We start from the raw sequence: 14,486 nt of genomic DNA, 5'->3' as shown, positions 1-14,486 counted from the left end.
GATTTAAATGCCAGCTCTTCTATCGATAAGCGGACTTATCGCGGGCCGGTAATTATTTTTACTACGGTTAAAAAACGGGCAGGCTGTCTCAGCCGACCCGTCATACAAAATTATTTTTCCAGGCCAGCAGGTGGCCAGTTTTCCAGTTTCATGCCCAAAGACAAACCACGGGAAGCCAGAACTTCTTTGATTTCGTTCAAAGACTTGCGACCCAGATTTGGTGTCTTCAACAGTTCATTTTCGCTACGTTGGATCAGATCACCAATGTAGTAAATATTTTCTGCTTTCAGGCAGTTGGCTGAACGTACTGTCAGTTCCAGATCATCGACTGGACGCAACAGGACAGGATCAACTGCAGGTGCGCGGGATGGAGCTTCAGCAGCGGCTTCAGTACCTTCCAGTGCAGCGAAGACATTCAATTGATCAACCAGCACGCGGGCAGATTGACGGATTGCTTCTTCAGGAGAGATAACGCCATTGGTCTCAATATTGATAACCAGTTTATCCAGATCAGTACGTTGTTCAACGCGGGCAGATTCCACAGCGTAAGAAACACGGCGTACTGGAGAGAAAGACGCATCCAGGATCATACGACCGATGGTTTTGTTCGCATCTTCAGACAAGCGACGAACGTTACCTGGCACATAGCCACGGCCTTTTTCTACCTTGATCTGCATGTCCAGCTTACCGCCGGCTGTCAGATTGGCGATAACGTGATCTGGGTTAATCAGTTCTACGTCATGCGGCAGATCGATGTCGGAAGCCAATACTGCGCCTTCGCCATCTTTTTTCAATGTCAGCGTGACTTCATCACGGTTGTGCAACTTGAAGACTACGCCTTTCAAGTTCAACAGGATGTCAACGACGTCTTCTTGCACGCCATCGAGGGAAGAGTATTCATGAACTACACCAGCGATCACAACTTCAGTCGGTGCATAACCAACCATAGTGGACAACAGTACGCGACGCAATGCGTTGCCCAGTGTGTGGCCATAGCCACGTTCAAACGGTTCCATCACGACTTTAGCGTGACCGGCACCCAACATTTCCACATCGATAATACGTGGTTTTAACAGATTGTTTTGCATGAATGTCCTTTTCAATACCCTCGGTTCGTTACACCGATAAGGCTGACGGCATTAAAGAAAAAAGCCTGCCTGTAGTAAAACAGGCAGGCGGTGAAACTTGAATATTAACGAGAATACAATTCAACGATCAGGGATTCGTTGACATCGTGAGCGATATCGCTACGATCTGGCATGGACTTGAAAGTACCTTCCAGTTTTTTCGCATCAACAGCTACCCATGAAGGCATGCCGGATTGTTCTGCCAGGGACAGAGCTTCAGCGATACGAACTTGTTTCTTCGCTTTTTCACGAACAGCAACTACGTCACCAGCTTTAACCTGGTAAGAAGCGATGTTGACAACGATACCGTTGACTGTGAATGCTTTGTGGCTTACCAACTGACGTGCTTCAGCGCGTGTGGAGCCAAAGCCCATACGGTAAGCAACGTTGTCCAGACGGGATTCCAGCAATTTCAACAGTGTTTCGCCTGTGTTGCCTTTTTGACGGTCAGCTTCAGCGAAGTAGCGGCGGAACTGACGTTCCAAAACGCCGTACATACGTTTAACTTTTTGCTTTTCGCGCAATTGGTTACCGTAGTCAGAGGTACGAGCACCAGAAGTGCGACCATGTTGACCTGGTTTTGCGTCCAGTTTGCATTTAGAGTCCAGGGAGCGGCGTGCGCTCTTCAAGAACAGGTCCGTGCCTTCGCGACGGGAAAGTTTTGCTTTTGGTCCGATATAACGTGCCACGATGTTTTCCTTGTAAATGACGCAATGTTTTCTACACTACGCTAGTCTGATCTGCCTGCAACCAGACGGTGGTCTTAACAACAAAGGCTATGCCTTTGATTTATTTTTTTGTACTCTGAAATTTCCACAACACAAAACCCGCCAACGAAATGGCGGGTCTGCATTCTAACGGAGATTCCGCCAGAATGCCAGCAGAGAATGAATCTGCTTGTCTAAGGCGCTTAAATAATAAGCAGCCTAGAGTTCCAACTTAGATACGACGACGCTTTGGAGGGCGGCAGCCGTTATGTGGAACTGGAGTAACGTCTTGAATCAGGGAGATCTTGATACCCAGATTGTTCAAAGCGCGTACTGAAGATTCGCGACCTGGGCCTGGGCCTTTGATACGAACTTCCAGATTTTTGATGCCGCATTCAACAGCCACTTTGCCTGCTGCTTCTGCTGCGACCTGCGCTGCAAATGGAGTAGACTTACGTGAGCCTTTAAAACCAGCACCACCGGCAGTTGCCCAAGACAACGCATTGCCTTGACGATCAGTGATCGTGATGATGGTGTTGTTGAAAGAAGCGTGAACGTGAGCAATACCTTCTGCAACGTTCTTTTTAACTTTCTTACGCGCACGTGCTGCTGCAGCGTTATTTTGAGCTTTTGCCATAATGTTTTCCTTGGATCCGGGCTAGCCTGGATTATTTCTTCAAAGATTGCGCTGCTTTACGTGGACCCTTACGAGTACGCGCATTTGTGCGTGTACGTTGGCCACGGCAAGGCAAGCCTTTACGATGACGGAGACCACGGTAGCAACCCAAGTCCATCAAGCGTTTGATGTTCATGGACAGTTCACGACGCAAGTCGCCTTCGACGATAAATTTACCGATTTCGTCGCGAAGCTTCTCGAGTTCGTTGTCATCCAGATCTTTAACCTTTTTATTGGTCAAAACACCTGTTGCGTCACAGATTTTCTGTGCGCGTGGACGGCCAATACCATAGATAGCTGTTAAGCCGATTACGGTATGCTGATGATTTGGGATATTAACCCCTGCGATACGTGCCATTCGTTATTCCTCGTTCAATAACGTTAAATTAACCTTGGCGCTGCTTATGGCGTGGTTCTGTGCATATAACACGAACAACACCCTTGCGCTTGATGATTTTGCAGTTGCGGCAGATCCGCTTAACTGATGCGAGAACTTTCATTTTTGCCCTCTTTCCTTCTAGTTCATTTTAAATTTACTTGGTACGGAACACTATTCGCGCCCGGCTCAAATCATAAGGCGTCAATTCCACTGTCACCTTATCACCTGGAAGAATACGAATATAGTTCATTCGCATCTTCCCTGAAATATGGCCAAGTACAACATGCCCGTTTTCCAACTTAACTCGAAATGTTGCATTCGGAAGATTCTCAAGAATCTCGCCCTGCATCTGTATAACGTCGTCTTTTGCCATTCGATCTGCTGTCCCCTGGGCGATTACCTCGAAGGAATCCCGCCCTTGAAATTTGCTTTACGAAGAAGCGATTCATATTGCTGGGACATAACATAGTTCTGTACCTGCGCCATAAAGTCCATGGTCACCACCACGATAATCAGCAGAGACGTTCCGCCGAAATAAAATGGTACTTTCCACTTCGCAATCAAAAATTCTGGCAACAGACAAACCAGCGTAATGTAAATCGCACCTGCTAGCGTCAAACGCATCAAAATCTTGTCGATATAGCGTGCGGTCTGGTCACCAGGACGTATCCCGGGAACAAAAGCACCACTTTTCTTCAAGTTGTCAGCGGTTTCTTTGCTGTTGAATACCAAAGCGGTATAGAAAAAGCAGAAGAAAATGATCGCTATTGCATACAACAAAGCGTGTATAGGTTCACCAGGCGCCATCGACGCTGCCAGATCCTTCAGGAAAGTGATAAAACCACTTGTTGAAGATTCTGCACCCTTGGTAAACCAGCTGGTAATCGTCGCTGGGAACAAGATAATGGAAGAAGCGAAAATAGGAGGAATTACACCAGCCATATTCAACTTCAGTGGCAAATGACTGCTTTGACCACCATAAATCTTGTTACCAACCTGACGTTTTGCATAGTTCACCAGTATCTTGCGTTGACCACGCTCAACATACACTACCGCAAACGTTACTGCAGGTACAACAACACAGATAACCAGTGCAGCAAAGTTACTCATCTGACCGGTACGAACCAGTTCAAACAAATTACTCAGGCCACCAGGCAAACCTGCTGCGATACCGGCGAAAATGATGATCGAAATACCATTTCCCAGACCGCGCTCAGTGATTTGCTCACCTAACCACATCAGGAACATGGTGCCCGTCACCAGCGACAATACCGTCGTTAAACGAAATGCCATGCCAGGATCAAGTACCAGACCGGCCTGACCTTCCAGACCAAATGCGATAAAGTAACTTTCGATTAAGGCCAGAACCACAGTGCCATACCGTGTAAATTGCGTGATCTTTCTACGGCCGGATTCGCCCTCTTTTTTGAGAGCTTCCAACTGCGGAGAGACTATCGACATCAATTGCATGATGATAGACGCAGAGATATACGGCATGATACCCAGGGCGAATACAGTGAATCTTTGCATCGCACCACCGGAGAACATATTAAACATACCCAGCAAACCACCCTGGTTTTGTTTGAACATATCTTCCAGTACTTTGGCGTCTATACCCGGTACAGGAACATGTGCACCAATCCTGTAGACAACCAGTGCCGCCAGCAAGAACCAGAGTCGCCCCCAGGGAAACCCGCTTGCAGCACTTTTAGCTTGTTGTGGAGATGTTGCCAATTAATGCTCCGGTTGTCTGCTTTAATTAAGCGATTGTGCCACCAGCAGCTTCGATTGCAGCTTTAGCGCCTTTAGTGACGATCAAGCCGTTCAAAGAAACTTTCTTGGTGATAGCACCAGACAAGATCACACGGACTACACGTGCGAGCTCAGAAACTACGCCGGCTTGTTTCAAAGCCAAAACGTCGATCTCTGTCACTGGCAGGTTTTCCAGATCTGTCAGGCGAACTTCTGCTTTGTACGGTGTTGCCAGTGATTTAAAACCACGTTTTGGCAAACGACGTTGCAGAGGCATCTGACCGCCTTCAAAACCGACTTTATGAAAGCCGCCTGAACGGGATTTTTGGCCTTTATGACCGCGACCCGCTGTTTTACCTAAGCCTGAACCGATACCGCGACCAACACGACGTTTGTAGTGTTTTGCGCCATCAGCTGGCTGGATTGTATTCAATTCCATAATTTGCTCCGATCGCAAACCTGACGGCTTACGATACAACCTTCACAAGATACGAGACTTTATTGATCATGCCACGTACGGATGGCGTGTCTTCCAATTCGGAAACTGAATTAACACGACGCAGACCCAGGCCACGTACAGTTGCACGGTGATCCTGGCGTGTGCCGATCAAACCTTTAACCAATTGCACTTTTACTGTCTTAGACATGAGGTGCTCCTTAACCGAGAATTTCTTCAACAGTTTTGCCACGCTTTGCAGCGATTTCAGATGGAGTACTCATCTTGGCCAAACCATTCAAAGTTGCACGAACCATGTTGTATGGATTTGTGGAGCCGTTGGATTTCGCCACGACGTTTACAATACCCATTACTTCAAAAATCGCGCGCATTGGACCACCAGCGATAACGCCAGTACCTTCTTTTGCTGGAGAAATCATGACGGAAGACGCGCCGTGCTTGCCAGTAACGGTGTGTTGCAGAGTACCGTTCTTCAAAGTCACTTTGATCATCTTACGACGTGCTTCTTCCATCGCTTTTTGTACAGCAACTGGAACTTCTTTCGATTTCCCTTTGCCCATACCGATACGGCCATCGCCGTCACCAACGACTGTCAGCGCCGCGAAACCCATGATACGACCACCCTTGACCACTTTGGTCACGCGGTTGATCGCGATCATTTTTTCGCGCATGCCATCATCCGGCTTGTCGGCTGCTGTTTTTGCTTGCATTTTTGCCATGACAAATTTTCCTTAGAACTTCAAGCCAGCTTCACGGGCTGCTTCTGCAAGCGCCTTGACGCGACCGTGGTAACGGAAACCGGAGCGGTCAAACGCAACTTCGGTAACCCCTGCTTTGATTGCCTTCTCTGCAACACGTTTGCCGATCAAGCTTGCTGCAGCAGCGTTGCCGCCTGCACCAGACTTGCCAGCCAACTCTGCACGTACTTCTGCTTCTACTGTAGAGGCAGATGCCAACACTTTGGCGTCTGGGCCAATGATGTTTGCATAGATGTGCAGGTTTGTGCGATGCACGGCCAGGCGGTTCACTTTGAGTTCTGCGATCTTGGCACGGGTTTGACGTGCGCGGCGCAGACGTGATTGTTTCTTGTCCATCGTCAACCCCTATTACTTCTTCTTGGTTTCTTTAATCACAACCACTTCGTCCGCATAGCGAACGCCTTTGCCTTTATAAGGCTCTGGACTGCGGTATGCACGAACTTCAGCGGCAACCTGACCAACTTTTTGCTTATCAATCCCTTTGATCAGGATTTCAGTTGGAGTTGGTGTTGCACATGTAACGCCAGCTGGCATTGCGTGAACAACCGGGTGCGAGAAACCAAGAGACAAATTCAATTTGTCGCCTTGAGCTTGCGCTTTGTAACCAACACCGACCAGATTCAGTTTCTTTTCGAAACCTTTAGTGACGCCGTTAACCATGTTGTTGACCAGGGCACGCAGGGTACCGCTCATCGCATTGGCTTCACGACCATCATTTGCTGGGGAAAAACTCAAAGTGCCATTGTCGTTCGCAACTGTCACCAGGCCGTTCAAGGCTTGAGACAACACGCCCTGTGGGCCTTTAATTGTAATCTGCTCTGTCGAAATGGTGACTTCAGCACCTGCCGGCAAAGCGATTGGCATCTTACCTACTCGAGACATCTTTCACTCCTTAGGCGACGTAGCAAATCACTTCGCCACCGACACCGGTTGCGCGCGCTTTGCGGTCAGTCATGACGCCTTGTGGTGTGGAAACGATCGCCACTCCCAAACCGTTCATGACACTTGGGATCTCGTCTTTACCTTTGTAAATACGGAGACCTGGACGTGATACACGTTCCAAGCGTTCAATCACAGGACGTCCTGCGTAATATTTCAAGCCGATTTTTAATTCGGACTTACCTGCAGTTTCAGAAACTGCGAAATCTTCAATGTAACCTTCGTCTTTAAGTACGTTCGCAATTGCGATCTTTACTTTGGAGGACGGCATCGCGACGACAGTCTTTTGAACAACTTGTGCGTTACGGATGCGGGTCAGCATATCGGCGATAGGATCGCTCATACTCATTGCTTATTCTCCTATTACCAGCTGGCTTTAGTCATACCCGGGATTTCACCACGCATGGCGACTTCACGGAGTTTAATACGGCCCAAACCGAATTTACGGAATGTGCCACGTGGGCGACCAGTCAATGCGCAGCGGTTACGCTGACGGGTCGGATTGGAGTTACGTGGCAAGGCCTGCAACTTCAGACGGGCAGCGTACTGCTCTTCTTCAGTCTTTGATTGGTCATCAATGATGGCCTTCAATTCGGCACGCTTACCAGCGAATTTCTTCACCAGGTCTGCACGCTTTTGCTCACGATTAATCAGTGCCAGTTTTGCCATGGCGACCTCAGTTTCTGAACGGAAATTTAAATGCGGCGAGGAGCGCTTTCGCTTCTTCGTCGGTCTTTGCTGATGTCGTGATACTGATATTCATACCACGCAACGCGTCGATCTTGTCGTATTCGATTTCAGGGAAAATGATCTGTTCCTTGACACCGATATTGTAGTTACCACGACCATCAAACGCACGACCAGAAACACCACGGAAGTCACGTACACGTGGCAGAGCCACAGTGATGAAACGGTCCAGGAATTCATACATCTGAGCGCCACGCAAAGTTACCATACAACCAATTGGATAACCTTCACGGATTTTAAAACCAGCGATCGCTTTGCGAGCTTTGGTAACTACTGGTTTTTGACCAGCAATCTTGGTGAGGTCACCAACTGCATGCTCAATAATCTTTTTGTCTGCAATTGCTTCAGACAAACCCATGTTCAGGGTGATTTTCAAGATACGTGGAACTTCCATGACTGATTTGTACGCATACTTTTCAGTCAGTTCACCAACGATTTTATCTTTATATATTGCTTGTAGACGGGCCATGATGTTATGCCTTCACAACTTCGCCAGTCGACTTATAGATACGGACTTTCTTGCCATCCACTACCTTGAAGCCTACACGGTCTGCTTTGCCAGACGCTGCATTAAACAATGCAACATTCGACACATGAATCGGCATCACTTTATCCACGATGCCACCTACTGCGCCAGTCATTGGGTTAGGCTTAACAGCTTTTTTAGCGACGTTAATACCTGCAACAACAACGTAATCGCTATCGATGCAAACTTGCACCTGACCGCGCTTACCTTTGTCTTTACCCGTCAAGACGATGACTTCGTCGTTTTTACGAATTTTGTTCATCACGACCCCTTACAGCACTTCTGGAGCCAAAGACACGATTTTCATAAAGCGCTCAGTACGCAGTTCGCGTGTTACTGGGCCGAAAATACGAGTACCGATAGGCTCAAGTTTTGCATTCAACAATACTGCAGCATTGCCATCAAATTTGACCAACGAGCCATCTTGACGACGAACACCCTTAGCTGTCCTCACGACAACGGCGTTGTAAATTTCACCTTTTTTTACACGACCGCGCGGAGCAGCAGACTTAACAGTGACTTTAATTACATCACCAATACCCGCATAACGACGCTTGGAACCGCCCAACACTTTAATGCACAAAACTTCGCGCGCACCAGTATTGTCAGCCACTTCCAGCCGGCTTTCTGTTTGAATCATAATGTTCTCTTTCCCAACTTAATCCACACAACTTGCACAATGCAAATTTGTAGTCAGTCTTGGTCCCGCCAGCTAACCCCTACATAACCTACAATGCACGAGCCAACTGATTAGGTGGACGATTTTTTAACCACTTTCACAACAAGAGGGCGTTATGAAAGACATTTAGGCTGTCACTCGCATACCTTGCAAATGACAGCCCATCATTATTACACCAAAAAACTATTTGTGCAATAAATTTATACTACTTGTGCGACTTGAACCACACGTGTCACTGTCCAAGCTTTAGTCTTGGAGATAGGACGACCTTCTTGAATTTCAACGGTGTCGCCGGCCTTTGCCTGGTTCGCTTCATCGTGTGCGTGGTACTTTGCACTACGGACGATGATCTTGCCATACAAAGGATGCTTGACGTGACGTTCAACAACCACTGTTACGGTTTTGTCCATCTTGTCGGAGACAACCTTGCCAATCAATGTGCGCTTCAGTGCGACTTTAACTTGATCGTTCATTATTTGGCATCCTTCTGGTTCATGACGGTTTTCACACGTGCGATGTCACGACGAACTTTCTTCAATTGAGAAGTATTAGTCAGCTGTTGCGTAGCGATTTGCATACGCAGGCTGAATTGTGCCTTCAACAATTCATTCAGTTCTTTGGTCAAAGCCGCCTGATCCTTACCTTGGAGTTCAGATACTTTCATTTACAACTCCTATTATTGGCCGACTTGACGGACGACGAACGTTGTCAACAGCGGCAATTTAGCTGCAGCCAAGCGGAACGCTTCGCGTGCCAGCGTCTCATCGACACCATCCATTTCGTACAGCATTTTGCCTGGTTGAATCTCGGCAACGTAGTACTCAGGATTACCTTTACCATTACCCATACGGACTTCCGCTGGTTTCTGGGAAATTGGCTTGTCCGGGAAAATGCGGATCCAGATACGGCCACCGCGTTTAATGTGACGAGTCATTGCACGACGCGCTGCTTCAATCTGACGCGCTGTGATACGACCACGACCAACTGCCTTCAAGCCAAACTCACCGAAGGAAACTGCTGTACCACGAGTATGCGAGATACCCTTGTTACGGCCTTTCTGTTCCTTGCGATATTTTCTGCGTGCTGGTTGCAGCATGATTATTCTCCTGCTTTCTCAGCCGGTGCTGCAGCGTCAGCTTTTGCGCGTACGCGCTTGGCTGCCGGGGCTGCTGCGCCGGTCGTCGGTGTTTGTCCTTCTGGACGCTTGGCGCGTGGACGGCTATTTGGCTTGCCATCATCACGACGTGGACCGCGACGTTTTTTGTCGTCTTCCGGTGTCGATTCGATAACAGGCGCATCGCCATTTGCCAAACGATCGCCTTTGTAGACCCATACTTTTACGCCAATAATGCCGTAAGTTGTGGATGCTTCGCCAAAGCCGTAGTCGATGTCAGCACGCAGAGTATGCAGAGGCACACGGCCTTCGCGATACCATTCTTTACGTGCGATCTCGATACCGTTCAAACGACCACCAGACATGATCTTGATACCTTGAGCGCCCAAACGCATTGCATTTTGCATCGCACGTTTCATGGCGCGGCGGAACATGATGCGTTTTTCCAGTTGCTGAGCGATAGAATCAGCGATCAGTTGAGCATCGATTTCTGGCTTGCGAATTTCTTCGATGTTGACGTGCACTGGCACGCCCATCAATTTCGACAAGTCGGCTTTCAATACTTCAATGTCTTCGCCTTTTTTACCGATCACAACGCCTGGACGGGAGCTGTATATCGTGATGCGTGCGTTTTTAGCAGGACGCTCAATAACGATGCGGCCTACAGACGCGTTTTTCAGTTTCTTCTTCAGGTATTCACGTACCTTCAGATCTTCGATGAGCATAGTGGCAAAGTTACCATTGCCAGCATACCAGCGAGAAGACCAGTTACGTGTTACTGCCAAACGAAAACCGGTTGGATGTATCTTCTGTCCCATCGTGACTCCTTAGTTACCAACGGTCACATAAATGTGACAGGATTGTTTAGAGATACGATCACCACGACCCTTAGCGCGTGCTGTGAAGCGCTTCAGAATCGCACCTTTTTCGACATAGATAGTCTTTACTTTCAGCTCGTCGATATCCGCGCCATCATTGTGCTCGGCGTTTGCAATTGCAGACTCCAACACTTTCTTGATGATCGCAGCACCTTTTTTAGGGCTGAATGCCAGGATATTCAATGCCTGATCTACTTTTTTACCGCGAATCAGGTCAGCCACCAGGCGACCTTTTTGCTCAGACAGACGCACACCGCGCAAATTTGCTTTAGTTTCCATCATCGGTCCTTATCTCTTAGCCTTTTTATCGGCAGCGTGACCCTTGAACGTACGGGTCAGCGCGAATTCGCCGAGCTTGTGACCAACCATGTTTTCGGAAACATAAACTGGTACGTGTTGCTTACCGTTATGAACCGCAATGGTCAAACCGATGAAGTCCGGCATAATTGTCGAACGACGGGACCAAGTCTTGATTGGCTTTTTGTCTTTAGTCGCTTGCGCGGTTTCGACTTTCTTCACCAGGTGGGCGTCGCAAAACGGCCCTTTTTTCAATGAACGTGTCATGTTTTATCCCTTATTTCTTGCCACGGCGTGAGACGATCATCGAAGTAGTGCGCTTGTTGCGACGAGTCTTCTTACCCTTGGTTTGCTGACCCCATGGTGATACTGGATGACGGCCGGCTGCAGTTTTACCTTCACCACCACCGTGCGGGTGATCAACCGGGTTCATGACCACACCGCGAACGGTAGGACGAACACCGCGCCAACGCATTGCACCAGCTTTACCGATTTTGCGCAGGTTATGCTCACCGTTGCCTACTTCACCGATAGTCGCGCGGCATTCGATATGAATACGACGAACTTCACCGGAGCGCAGACGAACCTGAGCGTAAGTACCTTCGCGTGCCATCAGGACAACGCCAGCACCAGCTGTACGTGCAATCTGAGCACCTTTACCTGGCAGCATTTCTACGCAATGCATAGTTGTACCGACCGGGATATTACGGATAGGCAAGCAGTTACCAGATTTGATCGGCGCTTGAGAGCCGTTCATGACCTGATCACCAGCAGCCATACCTTTAGGGGCAATGATGTATGCACGTTCACCATCCGCGTAGCACAACAAAGCAATGTGCGCTGTACGGTTAGGATCGTATTCAATACGTTCTACTTTTGCAGGGATACCATCTTTGTTGCGTTTGAAGTCAACCAGACGATAATGCTGCTTGTGACCACCACCGATATGACGGGTAGTGATGTGACCGTTGTTATTACGGCCAGCAGTTTTTGATTTCTTTTCCAACAAAGCAGCGAACGGACGACCTTTGTACAGGCCTTCTGTCACCACCTTCACCATACCACGACGACCTGGTGAGGTTGGCTTCATCTTAACGAGTGCCATGCTTATGCCCCCTCAGTGAAGTTAATTTCCTGACCTGGCTTCAAGCATACAAAAGCGCGTCTTGTATGATTGCGGCGGCCATTAAATTTACCGGTACGTTTTTGTTTACCTTGGCGATTTGCTACTTGTACGGATTCAACTTGTACTTTGAACAGCAATTCGACGGCAGCTTTGATTTCTGGCTTGGTTGCATCTGGCATAACCAGGAAAACCACTTGCTCATTCTTTTCAGCAACCATAGTTGCTTTTTCAGAAATAACAGGAGCCAGCAACACCTTCATCAGGCGTTCTTCGCTAATTTTGACTTGTGCGCTCATGCCAGCATCTCCTCAATCTTTGCCAGTGCTGGCTTGGTGATCAACACTTTCTTGTAGAACACCAAAGAAACTGGATCAGCATAACGTGGTTCAACAACCAGTACGTTTGCCAGGTTACGCGCTGCCAACATCAGGTTTTCATTGAATTCGTCAGTGATGATCAGGACGGAATCCAGGCAACCCATTGCCTTCAGTTTTTCGGACAACAGTTTTGTCTTAGGTGCGTCAACAGTAACATCGTCAACCACATTCAAACGACCTTCACGAGCCAACTGAGACAGGATCGAGCAGATACCTGCGCGATACATCTTTTTGTTAACTTTGTGAGAGAAATTCTCATCAGGTGTGTTCGGGAATATACGACCACCGCCACGCCACAATGGAGAAGAAGACATACCAGCACGTGCACGACCAGTACCTTTTTGACGCCAAGGCTTCTTGGTTGTGTGATGGACTTCTTCACGATCTTTTTGTTTGCGATTACCGCTACGAGCATTGGCTTGGAATGCAACGACGACTTGATGGATCAAGGCTTCATTGTAGTCACGACCAAAGATAGTATCAGGAGCGGCTACGTTCGACGCTGCTTGACCTTGTTCGTTTAGGAGCTTCAGTTCCATGGATTAGGCTCCCTTCTTGGCTTTAACTTTAACAGCAGGAGATACAATCACCTGACCATTTTTTGCACCCGGCACGGCACCCTTCACCAGCAACAACTGACGCTCTGCATCTACGCGAGCGATTTCCAGATTTTGCACAGTGCGAGTTGCATCACCCAGATGACCAGTCATGCGCTTACCAGGGAATACACGACCTGGATCCTGCGCCATACCGATAGAACCAGGTACATTATGCGAACGGGAGTTACCGTGAGTTGCACGACCAGAAGAGAAATGGTGACGTTTGATAGTACCGGCATAGCCTTTACCAATCGTTACGCCTTGCACGTCTACTTTTTGACCAGCTTCGAACATACCAACAGGCACAACATCGCCTGCTTTCAATTCAGCAGCTTTAGCAGCATCAATACGGAATTCTTTTAATACAGTACCAGCTTCAACACCTGCTTTTGCGAGGTGACCGGCAGCCGCTTTTGTTACGCGGGATGCACGGCGCTGACCGAAAGTTACCTGAACAGCGGAGTAACCGTCTGTTTCAGGAGTTTTGACTTGCGTCACGCGGTTGTTGGATACGTCCAGAACAGTAACAGGAATTGAATCCCCATCATCTGTAAAGATGCGCATCATACCAACCTTGCGACCAACTAGGCCCAAGCTCATTGTTTTCTCCATTCTCACCTACGATTGGGTGAGGCTGATGTTTAAAAAACTTAAACGAATAGGCCAGCCGAAGCTGACCTACATCTAAGCCTTCGATTATAGCCCGCAAATTTTTTATTTACAAGACTAATTTATTTGAATTTTCGAAAAATTGTGGTATGTCGAATTTTCAGTATTTTTCTGAGAATACTAATTTGCATCAGTATTTTCAAATCAATAAGAATTATTGCAGTTTGATTTCTACGTCAACGCCAGCTGGCAGATCGAGCTTCATCAACGCGTCAACTGTTTTGTCAGTTGGGTCAACGATGTCCATCAAACGCTGGTGAGTACGGATTTCAAATTGATCACGGGAAGTTTTGTTCACGTGCGGGGAACGCAGTACGTCGAAACGCTGGATACGTGTAGGCAAAGGAACCGGGCCTTTAACAACAGCGCCAGTGCGCTTGGCTGTTTCTACGATTTCCAGAGCGGACTGATCGATCAGTTTGTAATCGAAAGCCTTCAGACGGATACGGATTTTTTGATTTTGTGTGGACATGTTCATTCCTATAAAGAGCGAGCCAGGTACGGCAGAGCCGCCGGCATATTTAATAAAGAGCGAAAACTAAATTGGCTGCCGCATTAAATTCAATACGACAGCCAACTAGTATACTACAAATTACGGCAGATATTACTCGATGATTTTAGCAACAACGCCAGCACCGACTGTACGACCACCTTCACGGATAGCGAAGCGCAAGCCTTC

General features: G+C 47.9%; 29 protein-coding genes. All 29 read right to left on the bottom strand.

Translation table 11 applies throughout. From position 1 onward, the window contains the following. Positions 1–110 precede the first annotated feature (110 nt). Positions 111–1,088 carry a DNA-directed RNA polymerase subunit alpha gene (locus AC07OI_RS26070; RefSeq protein WP_110255934.1) on the bottom strand — a complete coding sequence of 326 codons (978 nt, stop codon included), beginning with the start codon at positions 1,086–1,088 and terminating at the stop codon, positions 111–113. A gap of 104 nt (positions 1,089–1,192) precedes the next feature. Continuing rightward, complete coding sequence (rpsD, locus tag AC07OI_RS26065; RefSeq protein ID WP_110255933.1) at positions 1,193–1,816, bottom strand: 30S ribosomal protein S4; 624 nt, start codon at positions 1,814–1,816, stop codon at positions 1,193–1,195. Between the two features lie 250 nt (positions 1,817–2,066). After that, complete coding sequence (rpsK, locus tag AC07OI_RS26060; RefSeq protein ID WP_110255932.1) at positions 2,067–2,471, bottom strand: 30S ribosomal protein S11; 405 nt, start codon at positions 2,469–2,471, stop codon at positions 2,067–2,069. A gap of 31 nt (positions 2,472–2,502) precedes the next feature. After that, positions 2,503–2,868, bottom strand: a complete 366-nt coding sequence (gene rpsM, locus AC07OI_RS26055; RefSeq protein ID WP_186950499.1) for a 30S ribosomal protein S13 — start codon at positions 2,866–2,868, stop codon at positions 2,503–2,505. A gap of 28 nt (positions 2,869–2,896) precedes the next feature. Next, positions 2,897–3,010, bottom strand: a complete 114-nt coding sequence (gene rpmJ, locus AC07OI_RS26050) for a 50S ribosomal protein L36 (protein ID WP_014004415.1) — start codon at positions 3,008–3,010, stop codon at positions 2,897–2,899. A gap of 33 nt (positions 3,011–3,043) precedes the next feature. Beyond that, positions 3,044–3,262, bottom strand: a complete 219-nt coding sequence (gene infA / locus AC07OI_RS26045) for a translation initiation factor IF-1 (RefSeq protein WP_005663428.1) — start codon at positions 3,260–3,262, stop codon at positions 3,044–3,046. 23 nt (positions 3,263–3,285) lie between these two features. Beyond that, complete coding sequence (gene secY / locus AC07OI_RS26040) at positions 3,286–4,623, bottom strand: preprotein translocase subunit SecY (protein WP_110255930.1); 1,338 nt, start codon at positions 4,621–4,623, stop codon at positions 3,286–3,288. Positions 4,624–4,648: 25 nt separating this feature from the next. After that, positions 4,649–5,080 (bottom strand): 50S ribosomal protein L15, encoded by a 432-nt coding sequence (gene rplO, locus AC07OI_RS26035; RefSeq protein WP_110255929.1) that lies wholly within the window; start codon positions 5,078–5,080, stop codon positions 4,649–4,651. A 28-nt stretch (positions 5,081–5,108) separates the two neighbouring features. Beyond that, positions 5,109–5,288, bottom strand: a complete 180-nt coding sequence (rpmD, locus tag AC07OI_RS26030; protein WP_110255928.1) for a 50S ribosomal protein L30 — start codon at positions 5,286–5,288, stop codon at positions 5,109–5,111. A gap of 10 nt (positions 5,289–5,298) precedes the next feature. Continuing rightward, positions 5,299–5,817: a 30S ribosomal protein S5 gene (gene rpsE, locus AC07OI_RS26025; RefSeq protein ID WP_110255927.1), complete on the bottom strand. Its 519-nt coding sequence runs from the start codon at positions 5,815–5,817 to the stop codon at positions 5,299–5,301. Positions 5,818–5,829: 12 nt separating this feature from the next. Further along, positions 5,830–6,192 (bottom strand): 50S ribosomal protein L18, encoded by a 363-nt coding sequence (gene rplR / locus AC07OI_RS26020; RefSeq protein ID WP_110255926.1) that lies wholly within the window; start codon positions 6,190–6,192, stop codon positions 5,830–5,832. Positions 6,193–6,204: 12 nt separating this feature from the next. Next, positions 6,205–6,738, bottom strand: coding sequence for a 50S ribosomal protein L6 (gene rplF / locus AC07OI_RS26015; RefSeq protein ID WP_110255925.1), 534 nt, complete (start codon positions 6,736–6,738; stop codon positions 6,205–6,207). 10 nt (positions 6,739–6,748) lie between these two features. Further along, entirely contained in the window at positions 6,749–7,144 is a 396-nt protein-coding gene (gene rpsH, locus AC07OI_RS26010; RefSeq protein ID WP_110255924.1) for a 30S ribosomal protein S8, read from the bottom strand. 14 nt (positions 7,145–7,158) lie between these two features. Further along, positions 7,159–7,464 carry a 30S ribosomal protein S14 gene (gene rpsN / locus AC07OI_RS26005; protein WP_110255923.1) on the bottom strand — a complete coding sequence of 102 codons (306 nt, stop codon included), beginning with the start codon at positions 7,462–7,464 and terminating at the stop codon, positions 7,159–7,161. A gap of 7 nt (positions 7,465–7,471) precedes the next feature. Continuing rightward, positions 7,472–8,011 carry a 50S ribosomal protein L5 gene (rplE, locus tag AC07OI_RS26000; protein ID WP_492705329.1) on the bottom strand — a complete coding sequence of 180 codons (540 nt, stop codon included), beginning with the start codon at positions 8,009–8,011 and terminating at the stop codon, positions 7,472–7,474. Positions 8,012–8,015: 4 nt separating this feature from the next. Further along, positions 8,016–8,330 carry a 50S ribosomal protein L24 gene (gene rplX, locus AC07OI_RS25995; RefSeq protein ID WP_110255921.1) on the bottom strand — a complete coding sequence of 105 codons (315 nt, stop codon included), beginning with the start codon at positions 8,328–8,330 and terminating at the stop codon, positions 8,016–8,018. A gap of 9 nt (positions 8,331–8,339) precedes the next feature. After that, positions 8,340–8,708 (bottom strand): 50S ribosomal protein L14, encoded by a 369-nt coding sequence (rplN, locus tag AC07OI_RS25990; RefSeq protein ID WP_006464924.1) that lies wholly within the window; start codon positions 8,706–8,708, stop codon positions 8,340–8,342. A gap of 239 nt (positions 8,709–8,947) precedes the next feature. After that, on the bottom strand, positions 8,948–9,220 hold the full coding sequence (gene rpsQ / locus AC07OI_RS25985) for a 30S ribosomal protein S17 (protein WP_110255920.1): 273 nt from the start codon (positions 9,218–9,220) through the stop codon (positions 8,948–8,950). Continuing rightward, positions 9,220–9,411: a 50S ribosomal protein L29 gene (gene rpmC, locus AC07OI_RS25980; protein WP_110255919.1), complete on the bottom strand. Its 192-nt coding sequence runs from the start codon at positions 9,409–9,411 to the stop codon at positions 9,220–9,222. Before rpmC ends, rpsQ begins: the two co-directional genes overlap by 1 nt. Positions 9,412–9,423: 12 nt before the next feature. Beyond that, positions 9,424–9,843, bottom strand: a complete 420-nt coding sequence (gene rplP / locus AC07OI_RS25975) for a 50S ribosomal protein L16 (RefSeq protein WP_110255918.1) — start codon at positions 9,841–9,843, stop codon at positions 9,424–9,426. A gap of 2 nt (positions 9,844–9,845) precedes the next feature. Further along, on the bottom strand, positions 9,846–10,679 hold the full coding sequence (gene rpsC, locus AC07OI_RS25970; protein ID WP_110255917.1) for a 30S ribosomal protein S3: 834 nt from the start codon (positions 10,677–10,679) through the stop codon (positions 9,846–9,848). Positions 10,680–10,688: 9 nt separating this feature from the next. Continuing rightward, entirely contained in the window at positions 10,689–11,021 is a 333-nt protein-coding gene (gene rplV / locus AC07OI_RS25965) for a 50S ribosomal protein L22 (protein WP_174244915.1), read from the bottom strand. A gap of 6 nt (positions 11,022–11,027) precedes the next feature. Continuing rightward, a complete protein-coding gene (rpsS, locus tag AC07OI_RS25960) occupies positions 11,028–11,303 on the bottom strand; it encodes a 30S ribosomal protein S19 (RefSeq protein ID WP_110255916.1) in 276 nt (91 codons plus the stop codon). A gap of 10 nt (positions 11,304–11,313) precedes the next feature. Further along, a complete protein-coding gene (rplB, locus tag AC07OI_RS25955; protein WP_186950513.1) occupies positions 11,314–12,141 on the bottom strand; it encodes a 50S ribosomal protein L2 in 828 nt (275 codons plus the stop codon). A gap of 2 nt (positions 12,142–12,143) precedes the next feature. After that, positions 12,144–12,458: a 50S ribosomal protein L23 gene (gene rplW / locus AC07OI_RS25950; RefSeq protein ID WP_110255914.1), complete on the bottom strand. Its 315-nt coding sequence runs from the start codon at positions 12,456–12,458 to the stop codon at positions 12,144–12,146. Beyond that, positions 12,455–13,078, bottom strand: a complete 624-nt coding sequence (gene rplD, locus AC07OI_RS25945) for a 50S ribosomal protein L4 (protein ID WP_422976189.1) — start codon at positions 13,076–13,078, stop codon at positions 12,455–12,457. The genes rplW and rplD overlap by 4 nt, the downstream gene beginning before the upstream one ends. 3 nt (positions 13,079–13,081) lie before the next feature. Beyond that, positions 13,082–13,738 (bottom strand): 50S ribosomal protein L3, encoded by a 657-nt coding sequence (gene rplC, locus AC07OI_RS25940; protein WP_110255912.1) that lies wholly within the window; start codon positions 13,736–13,738, stop codon positions 13,082–13,084. A 223-nt stretch (positions 13,739–13,961) separates the two neighbouring features. After that, complete coding sequence (gene rpsJ / locus AC07OI_RS25935; RefSeq protein ID WP_110255911.1) at positions 13,962–14,279, bottom strand: 30S ribosomal protein S10; 318 nt, start codon at positions 14,277–14,279, stop codon at positions 13,962–13,964. A gap of 132 nt (positions 14,280–14,411) precedes the next feature. Continuing rightward, positions 14,412–14,486 (bottom strand): EF-Tu C-terminal domain-related protein (locus tag AC07OI_RS25930; RefSeq protein ID WP_201785588.1); only part of this gene is annotated, 75 nt, incomplete at its 5' end.

The organism is Undibacterium sp. GW821-FHT07F11 (genome assembly GCF_059418665.1).
This window is presented reverse-complemented; position numbering and strand designations above follow the sequence as displayed.

Coding starts and splice junctions, on each gene's coding strand:
- rpmD (WP_110255928.1), bottom strand. CDS start 5,288: ATGTCTAAGACAGTAAAAGTGCAATTGGTTAAAGGTTTGATCGGCACA.
- rpsJ (WP_110255911.1), bottom strand. CDS start 14,279: ATGTCCACACAAAATCAAAAAATCCGTATCCGTCTGAAGGCTTTCGAT.
- rpsQ (WP_110255920.1), bottom strand. CDS start 9,220: ATGAACGATCAAGTTAAAGTCGCACTGAAGCGCACATTGATTGGCAAG.
- rplF (WP_110255925.1), bottom strand. CDS start 6,738: ATGTCTCGAGTAGGTAAGATGCCAATCGCTTTGCCGGCAGGTGCTGAA.
- rplR (WP_110255926.1), bottom strand. CDS start 6,192: ATGGACAAGAAACAATCACGTCTGCGCCGCGCACGTCAAACCCGTGCC.
- rpmC (WP_110255919.1), bottom strand. CDS start 9,411: ATGAAAGTATCTGAACTCCAAGGTAAGGATCAGGCGGCTTTGACCAAA.
- rpsC (WP_110255917.1), bottom strand. CDS start 10,679: ATGGGACAGAAGATACATCCAACCGGTTTTCGTTTGGCAGTAACACGT.
- rpsS (WP_110255916.1), bottom strand. CDS start 11,303: ATGACACGTTCATTGAAAAAAGGGCCGTTTTGCGACGCCCACCTGGTG.
- rplW (WP_110255914.1), bottom strand. CDS start 12,458: ATGAGCGCACAAGTCAAAATTAGCGAAGAACGCCTGATGAAGGTGTTG.
- rplP (WP_110255918.1), bottom strand. CDS start 9,843: ATGCTGCAACCAGCACGCAGAAAATATCGCAAGGAACAGAAAGGCCGT.
- AC07OI_RS26070 (WP_110255934.1), bottom strand. CDS start 1,088: ATGCAAAACAATCTGTTAAAACCACGTATTATCGATGTGGAAATGTTG.
- rplE (WP_492705329.1), bottom strand. CDS start 8,011: ATGGCCCGTCTACAAGCAATATATAAAGATAAAATCGTTGGTGAACTG.
- rpsK (WP_110255932.1), bottom strand. CDS start 2,471: ATGGCAAAAGCTCAAAATAACGCTGCAGCAGCACGTGCGCGTAAGAAA.
- rplC (WP_110255912.1), bottom strand. CDS start 13,738: ATGAGCTTGGGCCTAGTTGGTCGCAAGGTTGGTATGATGCGCATCTTT.
- rplO (WP_110255929.1), bottom strand. CDS start 5,080: ATGGAATTGAATACAATCCAGCCAGCTGATGGCGCAAAACACTACAAA.
- rpsN (WP_110255923.1), bottom strand. CDS start 7,464: ATGGCAAAACTGGCACTGATTAATCGTGAGCAAAAGCGTGCAGACCTG.
- rpmJ (WP_014004415.1), bottom strand. CDS start 3,010: ATGAAAGTTCTCGCATCAGTTAAGCGGATCTGCCGCAACTGCAAAATC.
- rplX (WP_110255921.1), bottom strand. CDS start 8,330: ATGAACAAAATTCGTAAAAACGACGAAGTCATCGTCTTGACGGGTAAA.
- rplD (WP_422976189.1), bottom strand. CDS start 13,078: ATGGAACTGAAGCTCCTAAACGAACAAGGTCAAGCAGCGTCGAACGTA.
- rpsM (WP_186950499.1), bottom strand. CDS start 2,868: ATGGCACGTATCGCAGGGGTTAATATCCCAAATCATCAGCATACCGTA.
- rpsH (WP_110255924.1), bottom strand. CDS start 7,144: ATGAGTATGAGCGATCCTATCGCCGATATGCTGACCCGCATCCGTAAC.
- infA (WP_005663428.1), bottom strand. CDS start 3,262: ATGGCAAAAGACGACGTTATACAGATGCAGGGCGAGATTCTTGAGAAT.
- rplB (WP_186950513.1), bottom strand. CDS start 12,141: ATGGCACTCGTTAAGATGAAGCCAACCTCACCAGGTCGTCGTGGTATG.
- rpsE (WP_110255927.1), bottom strand. CDS start 5,817: ATGGCAAAAATGCAAGCAAAAACAGCAGCCGACAAGCCGGATGATGGC.
- rplV (WP_174244915.1), bottom strand. CDS start 11,021: ATGATGGAAACTAAAGCAAATTTGCGCGGTGTGCGTCTGTCTGAGCAA.
- rplN (WP_006464924.1), bottom strand. CDS start 8,708: ATGATTCAAACAGAAAGCCGGCTGGAAGTGGCTGACAATACTGGTGCG.